Annotated in this window: 16 protein-coding genes; 11 read left to right on the forward strand and 5 right to left on the reverse strand. The window is 54.6% G+C overall.

Annotated elements, in window-relative coordinates:
• The first annotated feature begins 24 nt into the window (after nt 1-24).
• The 8 genes from WJU22_RS16580 (at nt 25) to WJU22_RS16615 (ending at nt 8,775) form a co-directional block, all read left to right on the forward strand.
• Nucleotides 25-1,680 (forward strand): RagB/SusD family nutrient uptake outer membrane protein, encoded by a 1,656-nt coding sequence (locus WJU22_RS16580; RefSeq protein ID WP_341839292.1) that lies wholly within the window; start codon nt 25-27, stop codon nt 1,678-1,680.
• 162 nt (nt 1,681-1,842) lie between these two features.
• The gene (locus WJU22_RS16585) at nt 1,843-2,766 is read left to right on the forward strand and encodes a hypothetical protein (RefSeq protein WP_341839293.1); all 924 of its coding nucleotides are present in this window, start codon (nt 1,843-1,845) and stop codon (nt 2,764-2,766) included.
• Nucleotides 2,767-2,801: 35 nt separating this feature from the next.
• A complete protein-coding gene (locus tag WJU22_RS16590; protein ID WP_341839294.1) occupies nt 2,802-3,302 on the forward strand; it encodes a hypothetical protein in 501 nt (166 codons plus the stop codon).
• Nucleotides 3,303-3,304: 2 nt separating this feature from the next.
• Nucleotides 3,305-4,312, forward strand: a complete 1,008-nt coding sequence (locus WJU22_RS16595) for a GntR family transcriptional regulator (protein WP_341839295.1) — start codon at nt 3,305-3,307, stop codon at nt 4,310-4,312.
• Between the two features lie 32 nt (nt 4,313-4,344).
• Entirely contained in the window at nt 4,345-6,312 is a 1,968-nt protein-coding gene (locus tag WJU22_RS16600; RefSeq protein WP_341839296.1) for a hypothetical protein, read from the forward strand.
• A gap of 3 nt (nt 6,313-6,315) precedes the next feature.
• Nucleotides 6,316-7,884 (forward strand): solute:sodium symporter family transporter, encoded by a 1,569-nt coding sequence (locus WJU22_RS16605; RefSeq protein WP_341839297.1) that lies wholly within the window; start codon nt 6,316-6,318, stop codon nt 7,882-7,884.
• Between the two features lie 209 nt (nt 7,885-8,093).
• Nucleotides 8,094-8,441, forward strand: a complete 348-nt coding sequence (locus WJU22_RS16610) for a hypothetical protein (RefSeq protein WP_341839298.1) — start codon at nt 8,094-8,096, stop codon at nt 8,439-8,441.
• A 31-nt stretch (nt 8,442-8,472) separates the two neighbouring features.
• Nucleotides 8,473-8,775 carry a hypothetical protein gene (locus WJU22_RS16615; protein ID WP_341839299.1) on the forward strand — a complete coding sequence of 101 codons (303 nt, stop codon included), beginning with the start codon at nt 8,473-8,475 and terminating at the stop codon, nt 8,773-8,775.
• Nucleotides 8,776-8,824: 49 nt separating this feature from the next.
• On the opposite strand, the gene WJU22_RS16620 is transcribed toward WJU22_RS16615, so the two are convergent.
• The 3 genes from WJU22_RS16620 to WJU22_RS16630 form a co-directional block, all read right to left on the reverse strand.
• A complete protein-coding gene (locus tag WJU22_RS16620) occupies nt 8,825-9,847 on the reverse strand; it encodes a phytase (protein WP_341839300.1) in 1,023 nt (340 codons plus the stop codon).
• Nucleotides 9,848-9,859: 12 nt separating this feature from the next.
• The gene (locus WJU22_RS16625) at nt 9,860-12,673 is read right to left on the reverse strand and encodes a TonB-dependent receptor (RefSeq protein WP_341839301.1); all 2,814 of its coding nucleotides are present in this window, start codon (nt 12,671-12,673) and stop codon (nt 9,860-9,862) included.
• Between the two features lie 249 nt (nt 12,674-12,922).
• On the reverse strand, nt 12,923-14,485 hold the full coding sequence (locus WJU22_RS16630) for a tetratricopeptide repeat protein (protein ID WP_341839302.1): 1,563 nt from the start codon (nt 14,483-14,485) through the stop codon (nt 12,923-12,925).
• 96 nt (nt 14,486-14,581) lie between these two features.
• On the opposite strand from WJU22_RS16630, the gene WJU22_RS16635 reads away from it, so the two are divergent.
• The gene (locus tag WJU22_RS16635; RefSeq protein WP_341839303.1) at nt 14,582-15,469 is read left to right on the forward strand and encodes a retropepsin-like aspartic protease; all 888 of its coding nucleotides are present in this window, start codon (nt 14,582-14,584) and stop codon (nt 15,467-15,469) included.
• A gap of 105 nt (nt 15,470-15,574) precedes the next feature.
• On the forward strand, nt 15,575-16,030 hold the full coding sequence (locus WJU22_RS16640) for a hypothetical protein (protein WP_341839304.1): 456 nt from the start codon (nt 15,575-15,577) through the stop codon (nt 16,028-16,030).
• Here WJU22_RS16640 and WJU22_RS16645 read toward each other — a convergent pair.
• Nucleotides 16,018-16,221, reverse strand: a complete 204-nt coding sequence (locus WJU22_RS16645; RefSeq protein ID WP_341839305.1) for a hypothetical protein — start codon at nt 16,219-16,221, stop codon at nt 16,018-16,020. The two genes, WJU22_RS16640 and WJU22_RS16645, sit on opposite strands and share 13 nt — an antisense overlap.
• A gap of 390 nt (nt 16,222-16,611) precedes the next feature.
• Here WJU22_RS16645 and WJU22_RS16650 point away from each other — a divergent pair, with 390 nt between their 5' ends.
• Complete coding sequence (locus WJU22_RS16650) at nt 16,612-17,085, forward strand: hypothetical protein (RefSeq protein ID WP_341839306.1); 474 nt, start codon at nt 16,612-16,614, stop codon at nt 17,083-17,085.
• A 164-nt stretch (nt 17,086-17,249) separates the two neighbouring features.
• Here WJU22_RS16650 and WJU22_RS16655 read toward each other — a convergent pair whose 3' ends face one another.
• Complete coding sequence (locus tag WJU22_RS16655) at nt 17,250-18,362, reverse strand: TlpA disulfide reductase family protein (RefSeq protein ID WP_341839307.1); 1,113 nt, start codon at nt 18,360-18,362, stop codon at nt 17,250-17,252.
• Nucleotides 18,363-18,373: the final 11 nt, after the last annotated feature.

Here is an 18,373-nt window from a genome sequence, read left to right on the forward strand (position 1 = left end):
TTTCACCATTCAAACTTTCCTATCATGAAACTGAGAATATTGCTACTGGCGGGTTTATGTGCGGGCAACTTCCTGCTGCCGTCGTGCTCCAAAGTGCTGGATAAAGCACCGCTGGATTCGTATACCGACGAATCCGTCTGGAAAGACATCAAGCTGGCGGAAGCCTTCGCCAACAACATTTACAACATCCTGCCCACCTGTACTTACGACTGGGGCAGCTCCATCAACCGCAGCTTTTTGCTGTCGCCCGCGTCCGACGAAGGTTTCAATAAATTCGACTACGCCGGTGTCCGCAACGTGATCAACAAAGGGCTGCTTTCACCCGACAATGCGGGCGGTTTCGATATCTGGGCGAAGAATTACTCGCATATCCAGAACGCCAACATCCTGCTGTCGCGCATCGACCAGGTGCCGGGCGACGATGCCACACGGAAGCGGATCAAAGGGGAGGTAACGTTCCTCCGCGCTTACGCTTATTTCCAGCTGATCTGCGACTATGGCGGCGTTCCGCTGGTGAAAACGCCTTTCAACCTGTCGTCTGATTTTAAAGTCCCCCGCAGTACGTTCGACGAATGCGCCAAATTCGTGAGCGATGAGCTGGAAGCGGCGGCTACCATGCTGACGGGCATCAATCAACCCAAAGGCCGCGCGAACGCCGCGCTGGCATTGGCGGTGAAATCGAGGCTGCTGCTGTATATGGCAAGCCCGCTCTGGAACCCTTCCAACGACGCGGCGAAATGGGCAGCGGCCTCGGCTGCGGCCAAAAGGGTGATGGATTTGCCCGGATTTACCCTCTATACCGGCAATTACGCAGACCTGTTCACGGTTTACAACAGCGAGATCATCGGTGCTCGGCTGTCTAATAAGGAATATCAGTGGGATGCGTTCACCGGCATCGAAATGATGTGCTTCCCCAACGGATATCACGGCTGGGCGGCATTTGCGCCTACGCAGGATTTGGTGGATGCGTTCGGCATGGCCAACGGGAAGAACATTTCCGACGCGCAATCCGGCTACGATCCGCAGAACCCTTACGCAGGGCGCGATCCGCGGTTCTATGCAGATATCGTGCACGACGGGCGGCCTACCGGGAACGCGGCCTACTTCAGCGACCGTACCACCAACGAAGCACAGTTCTACGAAGGCGGCTACGATTCCGACCAGGGTTACGACGCCTGGAACAACAGCCTGACGCGCTACTCCTTCCGCAAATACATGGACACGACGTTCAATTTCAATACCGACCTGCAGGCCAACCGTTTCTGGATTTTGTCGCGCCTCGGGGAGATTTACCTTAACTACGCCGAAGCGGAATTCCAGCTGGGGCACGAAGCTGTGGCCCGGGAATACCTGAACAAAATCCGGTTGCGCGCCGGTATTACGGCGCCTTTGACGGAAAGCGGCCCGGCGCTGCTGGCGCGGATCCGCAACGAACGGCAGGTGGAGCTTTGTTTCGAAGGGCACCGTTATTACGACGTCCGCCGCTGGAAGATCGCGGAAACGACGGATAACAAGCCCTGCCGCCAGGTGATCATCACCCGCAACGCAACTACCGGCGTCAGGACGTACGTGTACCAAACGCTGGAGCAACGCGCCTTCAAGCCGGAACATTACCTGCTGCCGATTCCGCGGACGGAGATCAACCGCACCGGGATGCCGCAAAATCCTTTATACAAGTGATGTATGCTGACTGGTTATACATACAGTTTTTTAATCGCACCCTGCCGTTTCTACGGTCAGGGTTGCTTTCTTTAATTGCGCACACGACCGGATTCGATTTTTAACTATATTTCATATCAACGTTCCACGTTATGAAACTGCAATATTCAATTGAAAAGGCTTATGATGTTTGAAATGGCACGCCGCAGGCGGACGAAATGGGTGCATATTCTGGCTGCGGCCTTTGTGGCGCTGCCTTCCGGCGTTTTTGGGCAAGCGGTGTTCACTTCGTCGGATACGGCGCTGGAACAGGCGTTCGTAAGGGCGAGGGATATGGCTTTGTCTTATCGTGGCCCGGCAACCGACCCGGTGGGCCCCTGGTACGAGGCGGCATTGCCGGCGCGTGCAGCGTTTTGCGTGCGGGATGTGTCGCACCAGCTCATTGGCGCGGAGGTATTGGGCATGCAGGCGGAGAACCGGAATATGCTGAACCGTTTCCTGGAAGGGATTTCGGAAAGCAAAGACTGGTGCACGTTCTGGGAGATCCATAAATCGGGAAGGCCGGCCGTGGAGGATTACCGGAATGATAAAGAATTCTGGTACAACCTGAACGCCAATTTCGAGCTGATCTACGCCGGCTGGCGGATGTATATGTGGACGGGAGACACGGCGTTCATCAACAGCGCTGCGTTCCGGGATTTTTCCGCGATCACGGTGGGGCCGTTTGTGGACAGGTGGCACCTCCGGCCGGAGGCGTTGCTGAACCGGCCGGCGTATCCCAACGCGCCGGTGCCTTTCAACGAAAAAGATTACTTCCACCGCTGCAGGGGATTGCCTTCCTATTATGAAGCCATCGCCGATATGGGGATGGGGGCGGATCTCGTTGCCGCCATGTACCGAGGGTTTTCGGCGTATGCGGATATAGCCGGCTGGCGGGGAGACCGCCGGGCGGAAAAGCAATTCCGGGCGAAAGCGGAAGCATACCGGCAACAGCTGGAATCGAAATGGTGGGACGGGCAGGCCGGTTTATACAACACCTACTTTACCCATGGCCGTAAATTCGGAAGGGGGAAGGGGAAACGTTCCTGCTTTGGTACGATGCGCTGAAAAACGGCGACCGCATCCGCAAGACCATCGCCAACATGGGCAGCAAGCAATGGAACGTGGAAAATCTTTCGTATTTATCGTACCAGTTCAGCCGCTTCGGTTATTTCGACGAATCGTACCGTTTTATCCTGTACCTGACCGATCCGGCTACGCCACGGCGCGAATATCCCGAAGTTTCTTTCGGGGTGATGGAAGGGATCGTGCAGGGCTTGATGGGCGTATCGCCTGACGGGCGGAACGGCCGGTTGACCACCGTTTACAACAGCCACTCGCCGCATTTTTGCGAAATTGCAGGGCTGAAGGTGTTATCTTCGGACATCCGTTTGCGGCACGAGCCGGGGCGGAGCGTGCTGAAGAACGAAGGAAGCCGCCCTTTCACCTGGCGCGCCGCTTTCAACGGCCGGGCAACCGGTATCCGGATAAACGGCAAGAAAATGAAAACCCGCGTGGAAACGGATGTTATGGGCAACAGCAAAACCTGGGCGGAAGTGGAACTGCTCCCCGGCATGGAAGCCATCGCTGAAAAAGAGGACTAATTATGAACGTTTTTGACAAAATTACCGATCTGGAAACTGTGGTGTCTTACTCCAAGCACGACCGCCTGGTACAGGGCATCATCAATTCCATCAACGATAAGGTGCTGTCTCCCGGAGACACGCTCCCCTCCGTGAACGCCATGATCCGGGAGCTGGGCTTCTCGCGGGAAACCATCATGAAAGGCTACCGGGAGCTCACCGGCCGGGGGATCATCGAAGCCCGCAACAGGCTGGGTTATTTCGTGTCGGGCCAAAGCACCGAACAACTCCTCAAAGTGGCGCTGGTCATGTATAACCTCGATACTTTCGAAGAGCAGTTTTACAGGAATTTCCGGCAAACGCTGGGGCCTTCCATCAGCCTGCAGATTTACTTCCACCACGGCAATATCGATGTTTTCGAAACCGTGCTGCAAAGCATCCGCGGGCAATTCGGCATGTACGTCATCGCCCCGATACCGCACCCGAAATCGAAGGAGCTGCTCGATACCATCCCCCGAAACAAATTCCTCATGTTCGACCGGTTTGAGCCGCTGGACGGGGATTTCAACCACATCACCCAGGAATTCGAAAAATCTTCCTACCGCGCCTTTACCGAATTGGCAGACGAAATCCGGAAGTTCGACGAGTTCGTCTTTTTCCATTCCCCCGATTCGCTGGACCCGAAGGAGATCGCCGTGTCTTTCAGGAAATTCCTGAAAACCCATCACATCAAAGGCCGCATCGAAAAAGAATTTACGGCCGGAACGGTGGAAAGGAATAAAGTCTATTTCACGCTCGACAACTTTGCCATGTGGGAAATCCTCAAGGAATGCAAGGCGAAGCGATTGCAGCCGGGGAAAGACGTGGGCATCCTGTCGCACAACGACGAGCCGGCGAAGGAATTCGTGGGCATCACCACCTATTCGGCCGACTTTGCCGCGATGGGCAAAATGGCTGCGGAAGCCGTTCTCAGCCGCGAAAAGGTGCAAACCACGATCCCGACCACACTGGCGCGGCGGGCAACGCTCTGATCCTGAACATTATCCAATTTAACGACATCAACATGCGATACATTTATTGCCTGCTGTTGCTGCTGCCCCTTGCAGGCCGCGCGCAGCGTACCTGGACCATGACCGGCGATGGCGGGATCCACCAGGAAGTGGCGTCCCGGCCGCCGCATACCGACCATCTCGAAATGAGCGGGAAGCAGCTTTCGGCGATCGTACATTATGGTTTCAACGAAACCGGCAAGCCCGTTTTCAGCCGGAAACTGGTTTTCCCTATGCTGCGTTCCATCCCCAACAATACCCGCGCCAACCTCATCCGCGAATTCAAAGGCAGTGCGATGGATGCGGTTTTGATAGATGGTAAGCCGGTCACGGAATCCATCCGGAGTTTTTACATTCATGGCAAACTGGTTTGTGAAAGCCGGATCGGGACGGATGTCGTGCTAACGCGGCGCCTTTTTCCTTCGACCGGCAAAGCGGCGTTCGTGGAAGCCTATCACCTGGAGAACCGGGGCAAGCAAAACCTCGTGCTCGATATCCCGGAAACGGACAGCAGCATTTTGACGGACGCGGCCAAAGGCGTCTACGGCGCGTACGTGGTACAGGTGAAGACCTGGAACGGCGGGCGGAAGGCCCTCGCGCCTGGGCGCTTCGTGGATTTTCATGTCGTGTATTCTGCCCGGAAACAGGCGGATCCCCCGTTTTACATCGATCCCGCTTTTGAGGAAAGCCAGCGGATGGCGCTGGTGAAGGAAGTGGAAGACAAACTGGTGCTCCACACCCCGAACGATACCATCAACCGGATGTTCGCATTCGCCAAGCTCCGCGCGGCGGAAAGCATTTACGAAACGAAAGCCGGCCTCATGCACGGCCCCGGCGGCGGGGAATATTACGCGGCCATCTGGGCCAACGACCAGGCGGAATACGTGAACCCGTTTTTCGGGTATCTCGGTTATGACGCCGGACTGGCTTCGGCGCGCAACAGCTTCCGCATTTTCGCGCAATACATCAACCCGGAATATAAACCCATTCCCAGCTCCATCATCGCGGAGGGCGACAGCTACTGGAATGGCGCGGGCGACCGGGGAGACCAGGCCATGATCGGCTACGGCGCGGCGAAATATGCGCTCACGGTGTCCAATCCGCAGGATATGACGGCATTGTGGCCGCTCGTGAAATGGTGCAACGAATACATGCTGCGCAAAAAATCAGCGGACGGTGTTTATTTTTCGGATTCGGATGAACTGGAAGGGCGCTTCAAAGCCGGGAAGTACAATCTTTCCACCAACGCGCTGACCTACGCCTCGCTGTTGTATGGCGCGCGGATGGCGGACTGGATGGGAGAGCGGCAGGTTTCGGCGGAATGGAAGTCGGAAGCGGACAAACTTAAAACGAACATCGAAAAATACTTCGGCGCCAATGTGGAGGGTTTTAATAGCTATCGCTATTTCGACGGGAACGATAAGCTCCGCGCCTGGATCTGCCTGCCGCTGGTGATGGGCATAAACGACCGGAAAGATGGGACGCTGGCGGCTTTGCTGTCGCCCAAGCTCTGGAGCCCCGACGGCCTCCTCACCGAATCCGGCTCTAAAACGTTCTGGGACCGCTCTACGCTGTACGCTTTCCGCGGTATTTTCAAGGCCGGGGCTACGGACACGGCATTGAAATACCTGGCGTATTATTCTTCGAAACGGTTGCTGGGCGAGCACGTTCCCTATGCGATAGAAGCCTGGCCCGAAGGTGACCAGCGTCATCTTTCGGCCGAAAGCGGGCTGTATTGCCGCGCTATCGTGGAAGGGATGTTCGGCTTCGACCCGGTCGGCTATAAAGCCTTTGCGGTATGCCCAAAGCTCCCGTCGAAATGGGGGCGGATGTCTTTGCAGAACGTGTACGCTTTCGGTACGGTCATCGATCTGTCCGTGCAACGCAACGGCAGGAATTATAAGATCATTGTGAAGGAAAAAGGCAAACCGGAGCAATCCCGGGCCTGGGACGGGAAACAGCCCGTTTATTTCAACCTGTAAAATATGAACGCCGTCACCCTCATCGCATTTTTTATCACGGTGGCCACCGCCGCATGGCTGGTGTGGCGAAGTGCGCGGAGGACGAAGCCCGTTACCGCAGCGGGACTGTTTTTCGGCAACAGGGACCTGGGTTTCGTGGCGGTGGGCTGCGGACTGATATTCGCCAACATCAATACCACCTCGTTCATCGGTGAAAACGAGCTCACGTTCACCAACAACATGAGCGTGATGGCCTGGGGCGTAACGTCGGTGGTGGTGATGATGGTGGTGGCGGAATTCATCCTGCCCATTTACCTGAAAACCGGCATTTCCACCACGCCGGATTTCCTGGAGATGCGGTACGACCGGCAAACCAAAACCTTCGTATCGCTCATTTTCCTGCTCAACTATATCGTGAACCTCCTGCCATCCGTGCTGTATGGCGCCGCTGTGGCGCTGGAAGGGCTTTTTGGCGTGTCCGAACTTACCGGTTTGGGTTACTGGCCAACGATTTGGCTGTTGGTGGCCGTGATGGGCGCGCTTGGCACGCTGTTCTCCCTCAGGGGCGGGTTAAAAGGCATGACGGTTTCCGGGACGATGCTGGGCCTGGCGATGTTTACCGGTGGATTGCTGTTGCCGTATTTCGCGTTGCGGCATCTCGGTCTGGGCAACTGGCAAACCGGGCTGGAAACTGTGCTGACAACGGAAACGTATCGCCTGAACGCCATCGGCGGCCCGCACGATGCCATTCCTTTCGGGACGATTTTTACCGGCATGTTGCTGGTCAATTTATATTACTGGAGCACGGAGCAATACATCGTGCAGCAGGCGCTCGGCTCCCGCGACCTGGCTTCCTGCCAGAAGGGGATGGCCCTCGCGGGACTGGGGAAACTGGTGTTGCCGCTGCTGCTCAATGTGCCGGGGATCGTGGCGGCGCATATCTATGGAAGCCTGCCGCATTCCGCATCTGTGTTTTCGACGCTCATCCGCGACGTGGCGCCGCCCGTGTATACGGGTTTCATGGCCGCGCTGCTGGCAGGTGCATCGCTCACCACGTTCATCGCCGGTATCAATAGCTCCGCAACGCTATACGTGCTGAACCTCCGCAAAGGCGCGCCCGGCGGGATGCGTACGGCGCGCAGGTTCGAGGTGCTGCTCTGCGCGAGCGCGGTTTGCATAGCACCGTTCATTCATTTCACGCAGGGTGGTTTATATACCTGGTTGCAGAAAGTAGGCGCCTTGTTTAGTGTTCCCATCTTCACGATCATGGTCGTGGGTTTTTTGACGCGCCGCGTTCCCGCGCTGGCGGCCAAAGTCGGGCTGGCGTTCTTTATTGCGTGCTACGCGATGTCGCAGTTCGTGGTGGACGTCGGGATGCATTTCCTGCACGTGTTGGCTATTCTTTTCGTGGTGACGGTGTTACTCATGCTGGCTATCGGGAAATGGCGGCCGCGCGAGGCGGCGTTTGTCTTGCAATGGAACAATCTGGTGGAAGTGACGCCGTGGAAGTGGCGGTACCTGGCCATGGGGTTGCTGATTGCATTGGTGATCGGGCTGTATGTTGTTTTTTCGCCGTTGGGTTTGGCGCGGTGAGGAATCGAATAGTGGTGTGATCCAATAGGGAATGAATAAATGTTGACAAAAAATAATATATTGTCATTCGGAATGCTGTATTCCTTAACTTTTAGAGCAAAGACCTAATGTCCCGACTTGTTTCCAAATTCTGCGTATCTGTAATGCTTCCATCTCGAAAAAAAGGACATGTATATTCACAGAAGAAACTTTCGATTCTAAGAATAGTAATGATGTTGATTGTCGGTCTCGTTTGTTCATCAGCCAAATATCAATCTATTGAGGGCATCAATGATACGACCGCCAAATCTGAACTTCAAATGAGTAGGCAGGCCGTCTTAACAGTAAACTTAAAACACTTTGCAGATATGATCTGGGGAACGCTGAACTTTGATAGTAGTGTCATGGAAAAACGTATACCTGGATCTAATCGCAATGGTTTTATCCAAGCTGGCAAGCAAGACTATGCCTTTGAAGTGGAACCCTCGACTGACCGGGTTTTTGTAACATTTACGAACGAAGCTCACCCTTTGGTAATATTGATTTTTGCTGCTACGCTACTTGCTTTATTACCTTAGCAACAAGATACAAATAGTCAAACCCGGAAATATGAAAATTGATATAAGTAAGGAAGAAATAAACGCTCTCTATGCCAGGGCAAAAGTACTTTATCATAGATGTATCAATGGAAATGACAATGAATCTTTACAGGTCGAAATAGGTATTCCCCTAAACTCAATCAGAGTCGTTGGAACCGAAGCGAAGATCGCTTTTGCGTTTGATGATCCGGATCGGTATACCTTGGAAGCATGTTTGTACCTTTTCAATAGCGAGTCTGACCTACTTGGTAAATATATGTATGTCGAAGATGATAAAGGAAATGCGGTGTCAGACGACCTGATATTTTACTAACATTCAATAAAAACGGCCAGCACCTGAGTGCCGGCCGTGTTTTGGAAAACTATTTCAACCTTTTCTTCAAATCATCCCAGGCGTAGTAGTGGAACACGCGCCCGTTGCTCATGGCAACGAACAGCCCCCCCGGGAATTTACCCCCGAACGTCACCGGCGTGATCTCCGACCCATCGCTTTCGATCGTGGAAACAGGCACTTCGCCCACAAAATCGTTCTTCCCTTCCCGGCGGAAAATCATGAATGAATTCGCCTGTTGGTTGGAAACGAGGAGGTACCCCGTGCTGTCGCGCTCCGGATACAGGGAAATGCCCTCGTGATCAGACGCAAAGCCCTGCTGCCCGAAGAAGCCCAGCTCCCGGTCGTCTTTCCGGTCGGGATCGGCGAAATATTTGCGTACGCCCACCGTTTCGTCGGAATAATAAACATGCCCGAGCGTATTGTCGACGGCGATCGCCTCTATTTCCTTCTTCCCGCTGTATTTCCCGAATTTCCGCACCAGGTTTGCTTTTACCTGGCCCTTACCATCGTCTTGCAGGCGGTATTGCCATAAGTACCCTTCCGCAGGCCCTTCCTTTCTCCCCACGATCACAAAAATGGCGGAATCCGCCGGACGGGTATAGATCGCCACGCCCATGGGGTCTGCCTGCGCTTCTCCGGCGAACACGGGAATGCCGCCGTTGTCGATGGGCTGCAGGCCGGGAAGGCGGAAGATGCGGACTTTACGGGTTTCGCGCTCCGTCACCACGGCAATGTCTATCGGGGTGCCGGCCAACAGCAGGTCATACGCGATATCTACGTTATTGGGGCGTTTCAGCGGCTCCGATTTACGGACGATCTTCCCGTCGAGATCGAAGGCATACAGCGCACCGTCGGAATCTTTATCGGTACCGAAAACGAGGCTTTGCATCGTGTCTGCCCGGTTGATCCAGATCGCAGGATCGTCGGTATCATGCGCCACGGGATCCGTTACGACGATGGGTTTTACGGCATTTTCCGCCACGGGCGCCAGGTGGCTGCACGCGGTGAGGCCCAATGCCAGGGCTATGCCGGATAATTTGAGTGTTGTCATGTGCACGGTGGTTTACAGGTCGAATTTGAAGCCGAAGTTGTACCGCGGCCGGTAGAATTCGGCCTGCATCGTTCTTTCACGGATGCCCTGGTAATAGCGTAACGGCTGGTTGGTAAGATTGTTCGCTTCGCCGAACATGCGGAGCTGGCGCGTCAGTTTCACGGAGGCGTTCACATCCAGGAAAAACTGACGGTCGTAAAAACGGTCTTCGAAATCGTCGCCGCCCAGCTCGTCGAGGTAAGAAGCCGCGTAATTGCCGGAAACGCGGGCGGTGAAGAATTTGTTTTCGAACGACAGGGAAGCGTTGAACATATGGGGCGCCGTGCCAGGCAAAGTTACGCCCGAGCGTTTCTCGCCATCGCCGTTATACACGCCGTCGGCTTTGGACTTGGTAAACGTGTAATTCAAATACACGCCGAACCCTTTGGCGAAACCGGGCAGGAAGTCGAGCTGGCGCTGCAGGGCCACTTCAAATCCGTACACCTTCACTTTATTGCCGTTGCGCGCCTGGGTGTACGACCAGTTTTCGCCTGCGGGAACGGGGTTCGACTGCCCCGGGAAATCGGCCGCGAACTGCGCCGTGTTGTATTGTTCGTTGCGGTACGTGTAGATGAAGTCCTTGATATGCTTGTAGAACACGCCGCCAGACAGGATTCCCACCGATTTGAAATACTGTTCCGCCATAAAATCGAAGTTGGTGGCGTAAGCGGCTTTCAGTTCGGGATTGCCCGCGCTGATCTCTTCATCTTCCTGCACGATATTCAGGTACGGCGCTATGTCGTAATAATTCGGCCGGGCGATGGAAGTCGTAGCCGCGAGGCGCAGCACGAGGTTGTCGGTAGCGTTGTATTTGAACGTAAGGCCCGGCAGCACGTTGAGGTAGCTGTTTTTGACGCTGCGCGTGCCTTTGAGGGTTTCCTCTTCTTCTACCACATTCCCGTCGTACGTGGTGCTGGTATTTTCGAACCGTACTCCGGCAATGAAAGACAGGCGGGAAGTGATATCCTGGTCCCAGCGCACATATCCCGCCGCGATGGATTCCTTCGCCTTGTAGTTAACGGCCAGGAACTCCGACGGATCGGCTTCTTTCTCAAATTTCGAAGCATCCGCGAGGTTCAGCCCGCCGAGGAATTCCGGGGCGATGAACCGTCCCGGAACGTATTGGTTTCCGGGTTGGAAGGTTTTTTTGTTCCACTGGAACAGTGGCATTTTATCGAGCGTGCCGAATTCATCGAGGGGCTCGTATTCGAAGAAGTCGTTGTTCCGCTCTTTGTCTTTCAGCCTTAGCCGCCCGCCTACGCGCATGCGCCCTTTCTGGCCGGGGATTACGCTGAGCGGGAAGCGGAGATTCAGTTTCAGGCCGAGCTCACTTTCATTCGTGTAATCATTGTTTTCCGTGAGCGAAGCGAAGCTGAAATCGCCGTCGCTCACATTGCCCGGCGTCACGGTCGGGCGCCGCGGGTTGCGGATGTCCATGGTGAGGGGAACGTCTTCGAATTCATATTCGATATATCTTTCGCCGTCTTTCTTTTCGCTGGCCGACGACCAGGAGGCGCTCCAGTTCAGGTCCACTTTCGGGCTGAGGAGGTGATCGCCGCGGAGGGAATAGTTCTGGACGCGCTGGGTTTCGAGGCGGCGGTTTTTACCGCGGTTGCCGCCTACGCCGCCTTTGTTTTCGCGGGTGAGGGAGCCGGTATAGCCAGTGATTTTGTCATCGGCATCGTATTCCGGTTCGATGTCTTTCACGTTATAGGCGAAGCGGTTCTCGCGATCGTCGCGCCAGGTGTACATGGCGTTGAAATACAGCGTATGTGCGGGATTGATCTTGTAATCCAGCGCGGCGGACGCGTTTCTGCGGATGCGCTGCACGAAATACTGGCGGATGCCCAGTTCTTCGAGGTATACATTCCCGAAGTCGTCCTTTTTCCAGGTGGGCTCGATGTTGTCTGACCCGTAATCGTTGTTGTTGTAGGATGCGCTCAGGATGGCGCCGAGTTTGTTTTGGAAGAAGCGGTTCCCCAGCACGAGGGCGCCGTTGTAAATAGGTTTCTCGCGGATGGGGTTGTAGCCCGAAGATAATGTGGCGGAAACGCGGGGGCCGTTCGGCGCGGCGCGGGTCACCAGGTTCACGGAGCCGCCGATGGCGTCTGCGTCCATGTCGGGCGTGAGGGTTTTGTTCAGTTCGATGGTCTGCACCATATCGCTGGGGATGAGGTCCATCTGTACATTCCGGTTGTCGCCTTCGGCGGAGGGGATACGGTCGCCATTGAGCGTTACGGAATTGAGCTGGGGCGCCAGGCCGCGGATGATGATGTTGCGCGCTTCGCCCTGGTCGTTTTGCATGGTGACACCGGGAATCCGCTTGATGGCGTCGCCGATATTGCCATCGGGGAAACGGCCGATCTGGTCAGCGCTCACCACATTGGTCACGTTGGGATTGTTCTTTTGCTGGTTGAGCGCCTTGGCCTGTCCGCGGAGCCGGTCACCCACCACGAGCACTTCCTTCCCGGCGATGCCGCCGGCTTCCAGCGCAAGCTGCTGCTCCGCGTTCCGCCCTGCGGAAACGGTCACGGATTTCGACAGTTTCCCGTAGCCGATGTAAGTCACTTCCAGCTGGTAATTGCCGGCGGGCACGTCCAGGAACTCGAACCGGCCCTGCTGGTCGCTAACGGTATAATGATTCCCGGGGCTCAGGCGAAGGGTGGCTCCCGGCAGGGAAAGCCGCTGGTTTTTATCTATAATATGGCCGGTCAGCAAACCTGTCCCCTGGGCAAAGGCCCAAATGCTGCAACAGCAAAGGATCATTACAGACAACAATTTTTTCATGGTATCTTTTTTATTTTGGTTTTCTCCCGGCAAAAGCGGCCGCCTTTTTCCAGGTCCCCAAAGATGCGGTCGAACCTCCCCCGAAGTCAAATTTCCCGCGTGAACAAAAAGGAAACAGCGTTAACAGCCGCGTGAACAATCCGGCAACAGCGTGAACAATAATGCTGTAACATCATGATAATCAATGTGAATGACCGTAACAAAATGGCTGTTAAGGAATTATTACCGTAACATGAAGGGGATGTTATTTCAAATGGACTGGATGAACGCCGTGAGGCTTTCGCCCTGGCGGAGCTGCAGTTTTTTCCGCAGGCGGTAGCGGACCACCCGCAGACTGTCCTGCGAAATCCCCAGCAACACCGCGATGTCTGCCGAGCTGAGGTTCATTTTCAGGAGCGCCACCAGGCGAAGGTCGTTTTGCGTGAGCGCCACGCCGTATTCCCGGATCTTATCGAAAAACGATTGATGGATCTGTTCGAAAATGCTCCGGAATTCATCCCAATGCTGGTCGTGGTTGAAATTCTGGTGGATGAGCTGCTGCAGTTGGCGGAGTTGCTTTTTCTGGTCGCGGCGCTCGTCGTTGACCATGGTTTCCAGCTTCTGGCGGACTTCCTCGAGCAGCTGGTTTTTCTGGATGATGTGCAGGGTATGGGCGCCGAGCACCTTCGACCGGGTCTCCAGTTCCTGCTTGAGGTTTTCTTCCTGCAGCTGGAGCAGTTCCGTCCGCGTCCTGAATTGTTGCTGCTCCTGCATGCGCAGCAGCGCGGCGTTGCGGATGCGGAGCCGCTGCCGGGAGATAACGAGTACGCCGAGGGTCACCAGCAACAGCGCGCCGATCACAAGGAAGATGGCCATATTCCGGGAATTCCGCAGCCCGGCGATCTCCCTGTCCTTTTTACCGGTGTCGTACATCGCCTGGATGACGGAAAGCTGTTTGCCGCTTTCGCGGGAATATATATTGAGCAGGCTTTCGCGGCTGAGCTCGCCGTAATGAAAGGCGCTGTCGTTGCGGCCCAGGAGGTTGAAAGCCCGTGCCATATCACGGTAGGCGCTGCTGAGCTGGTATTCTTCCCGCGCCTGGAGGGCAAGATGGAGCGCATTGCGGGTGAAGGGGAGGCTTTCCGCGGCACGGCCGGTTTTGCGGAGGATGTCTCCCAGGTTATTGTAAATCTCGATGGTAGCGAGGTTGTTGTGCTGCAGGATGTTCAGTTCCAGTGATTTGTTGAAGTAGTGGAAAGCGGAATCATACCGCTCGAGGTCTTCATGGATGCTGCCGAGGTTCTCGTAGATCTTGGCGATGCCGGATGGGTCGGTGGCGCGACCGAAAAGCGCGAGGGCTTTGTGCTGGTAGTAAGCCGCAGAGTCGTAATCCTGCCGTTTTTCGCAGAGGTGGCCGATGCTGCCGAGGGTTTGGGCCATGCCGGTGAAGTTGCCGGCGCGGGTGTACAGGGCGAGGGCTTCGTTGTACTGGTTGCGGGCGGCTTCGGGCTGGCGACTGTAATAATATAAGGTGCCGATGTCGTTGAGGTTTTGGGCGAGGAGGGCCCATTGCTGCTCTTTCCGGTAAAGCTGGCCGGCCTGGAGGTGGTAATCGAGGGCCTGGGGGTAATATCCGAGGTGGTAGCATTCGTGGCCCATCCGGCTGAGGAGCCCCGCAGCGGCGATGGGGTCTTTCAGGGCGAGGGCTTTTTCCAGCGAGTCTTTCAGCGCCGGGAACCCGGGGGCCGTGGCGGGCAGTCCGTCGGGCTGCTGCGCTCTTGCGCCGGATAGCATCATGGAGAAAAGGACCAGCGTCAGGAGAGAATTCTTCATCCTGCAAAGGAAATCGTCCAACATTACCGCAATGTTAACTCGATATCGCATTTCCCCGTTTTTCCCGATTGTGTATCTTCGCGCAAACATCACAACATGAGACCATGCCTGCTGGCGATGCTTTGCGCCTGTATTTTCCTTTCATCGGCGAAAGCCCACGATCCCCGGACGGAAATCCCCTTCCAGGTAATGGAATCCGGCCACATCCTCGTGAAAGCGACGGTGAGCGGGGTAGAAGGGAATTTCATCTTCGACACCGGCGCCGGCATCACCGTTTTTACGAAAGCTTTTTTCGATAAACTGAAAAATACGCAGCGGGAAGACGGCGGATACACGGGCTTCAGGGCCACGGGCGAGCGGCTGGACATCGATCTGTACCGGGTGCGCGACGTTTCCTTCGGCCCCATGAAAAAAGCCGAAGCGGAAGTCAGCTTCCTGGACGCCAACCTCGGCGGGATCGATGGGATCATCGCCGTGAAACTGCTGGAAGACCAGCCTTTCACGATCGATTTCACGCAGAACGTCCTCCGGTTCGAGAATAAACAAACGCTCGCTTCGATCCGGAAGTCGGCGAAAGTGGTGCCGCTGCAGCTGGAGCAATCCCGCAATCATTCGCTGACGCTGTTCGCGTATTTCCAGGTGAACGACAGTCTGCGCCTTCAATGCTCGCTGGATAGCGGAGCGGGAAAAGACGTGTTCCGCCTCAACGCCAAATACCTCGGCCGGCTGCACGTCGACGTTTCGGATACAACGCAGGTGCGGAAAATTGAGCGGAAGAGCGAATTCAACGAAAATTTCAAGTCGTCCATATACATCACGCAATTGCGGAACCTTTCGGTGGATGGTGAGCCGTCTATCCAGACGGGGCCATTCCGGGTGCAGTTGGTGGAGGGTTTGATTTACGACGGCATTATGTGGATCAGCTGGCTGGGCCGGAAAATAACGTTCGATTTGGGCGCGCCGGCACTGCTTGTAAGGAACTAGCGGGATTTCATTTTTTGGGGATTAGACATTAGACATACATACATTAGACGCTCCTTGTAACATGCGCTTTATGCTGAAGCTGCGTAGCTGGCTTTTTTTCTGATTTTGATCGCACCGGTTTCGATTTGGGGTAATTCCTGGTATTTGCCCGTGCAATGTATGGTGGCGTTTTGCCTTTGGGGATGGTGGGTTTATTCGGTGTTGCGATGCGCCGAGAACTTGCATGTTCCCGAATTGAAGCGGAGGCTGGCGAATTGTTGGGAGGCCTGGCCGTTGTGGGTTTCGTCGCTGGTTATGTTCGGCGTTTCCCTCTTTTTTCCCGAACCGCTGAAAGTATACGCCGGTTTGCGTATCGCGGCGTTCATGGCAGGAGGGAGCGTGTTGCTGGTGGCGCATGGTTATATTTCCTGGCAGATCGCGCATGTGCTGGCGGAACTGTCCGGCAAGCGGGAACGATGGTTGGGCTGGATGGTTGCTGTGGCGATGGTTTTGCCTGTTCCGGTTTTTATCCAGGGGGAAGTGAAAGCTATTTTTCGGCAAGTTGATGGTCAGACAGAGTGACGGGATTTCATGTAAAAAGACCCGGTAACGAAGTCCATCAGTTCGATGGTGGACGCCAATTCTTCAGGGTAGTTGATCTCGTAGAAAATGACATCATAGTTGGCTTGGTGTGCGAGCCGGATGGAAATGGTTTTTTGTCCGATGAGCTGATAGTCGAACCAGATATCTTCTTCGTCAGAGGTGCCGGACATTCCATATCGTATCGCGTCGAGGTCGCTATTGTCGAATTCGTAAACAGCCAGGTGGGATAGGATGAGTAGGAAAGGTAGCAGGGATGATTCGTCGTGCAGCCAATTTTTTTCTTCATGATGAGTGGATGATGATCAGATAAATATCCTGAAAATTCATCGGAACTCCAATGGTTCCGCCCTGTTTTGCGGAAATCATGTCGCATTTTCAAATGGACATCGGGCTAGTCATGATAAGAAGTATTCGAAGTAAGATTGCCCCGACAAGTTTTTGGAAAAGAAAAGAAAATGCGATAATTTCAGTGATGTCAGTTAGCCCGAGCGCTGGCTACAGTGAACACAGATTGTAACCCTTTTGTACCCTTATTCTTTTACCCTAATTAATGATTCGTTATGAAAAGATTAATCCTGTTGACCTTATTCAGCGCAGGCTGTTATTTTTCGCATGCGCAGACATTGGCTGAAGCCCCGCGCCCCGGGGCATCCGAGGCGGTTTGTCCGACACCCTCCAACGACGGTAGCAAAGTCAGTAAAAACGGCCCTTGCCAGTCCAGCTCCACATTCGACGTAGGCCTGGCCGACTATTACGCATCCAGCACCACCTCCGCTTGCAGTATTTTATCTTCAAGGAACATTACGGAAGTGGAATGGCAGGTGTACCCGCCGGCGGGTAGTTATTCCATTACCTGGGGCACAGGTGTGTTCCAGTGCAGCGGGGTGATCAATTCAGGTTTCTCGCTGACGTTCAACCCCACAGATCCGAACATGCCGATCAGCTTCCTGTTCCGGGTGAAAAACAATTGCGGGGAATGGAGCGACTGGAGCGCAGGCTTCGCGATATTCAAGAACCGCTGCGGAAACTGGTAAGCAGAGAACCCGATTTTATTTGAACATCGAAATTTCGGAACGCCTGCAGCTGGTTTTTATACCTGCAAACATCAGCTGAAGGCAACTAAAGAAAAGGGCTTCCATATTACAGGAAGCCCTTTCCAGGTTTTAGGATATGGCGTAAAAAATAATATCCAAGCGGATTACCGGCCAAACAGCTCTTTGAGCTTTTTCTCTATTTCCCCGTCGCCGTTTTCACCGAATCCCACTTGCTTCATGATGATCTTTCCTTCCGGGCTGATCAGGAAACCGGTTGGGACGGCCGTTACGGCAAAGCTGTTCACCGACACGTTTTTCGTATCGAGTAACTGCGGCCACGGCAGCTGTTGCTTTTGCAGCTCGTTCAGCCAGGCAGTCTTTTTTTCGTCGATGGAAATACCGAGTATCTCGAACTGCTCGCCTTTATATTTCTGGTACAGCTCCTTCATATGCGGGAACGATGCCTTGCAGGGGCCGCACCAGCTCGACCAGAAATCGATCAGCACATATTTACCACGATAACTGCTGAAAGCGACTGGCTGGTCTTCCGGTGAATTCAACGTAAAATCGACTACATCCTGGCCAGGCAACGCGCGTTTATAGCCGGTAAGCCGCGCCTGCACGTCCATTGCGGGGCGCGTGCGTTTTTGAAGCGGGCTCAGTTTATCGTAGAATTGCTGAAGATCCTGTTCCGGAATAATGGGTTGATAGCGGCCCAGGATGTAGGCACCAATGTAAGCATCCGCGTTGGCTTCAACGAAATCGCCGATGTACGGGATGAGCCGCTGCATCATCAGTGCCAGGAATTCTACATTATAGGCCGAATCGTGTTTGGGCTTGTTTTCGAATCGCTTGTCCATTTCCGCCTTTATTTCCAGTCGCTGCTTTTCCCTTCCCTGTTCAAATGCCTGATAGGCAACCGCCGATTTGCTGCCGCTGATCTTGCCGGAGCGAAAGCCTTTGGCGGGATCGGTGACTTCGATGTTGACCGTGCCGGGCCTGTCTGCCACAACCGGGAAGGCGGGAGACGGTGGCTTCAGCCGGGTATCATGTTCCGCCTGCAAAGTAGGGACCGTATCTTTTACCCAGGGAATGCGGATGGTGAACCGGCCATTTTTTACTTCCACAGAATCCTTTCGTATGCCCGATTCCAGCACATACACTTTGTTGTATCCTTTCAGATCGCCTTTTACGGTGCCTTTTATGATAATTTGATGCTGGGCGGCTGCGCTGGAGGTAAATCCAGCCAGGATCAATACCGGCAATAACTTTTGCATGTTCATCGATT

Source organism: Chitinophaga caseinilytica, assembly GCF_038396765.1.
Classification (GTDB): domain Bacteria; phylum Bacteroidota; class Bacteroidia; order Chitinophagales; family Chitinophagaceae; genus Chitinophaga; species Chitinophaga caseinilytica.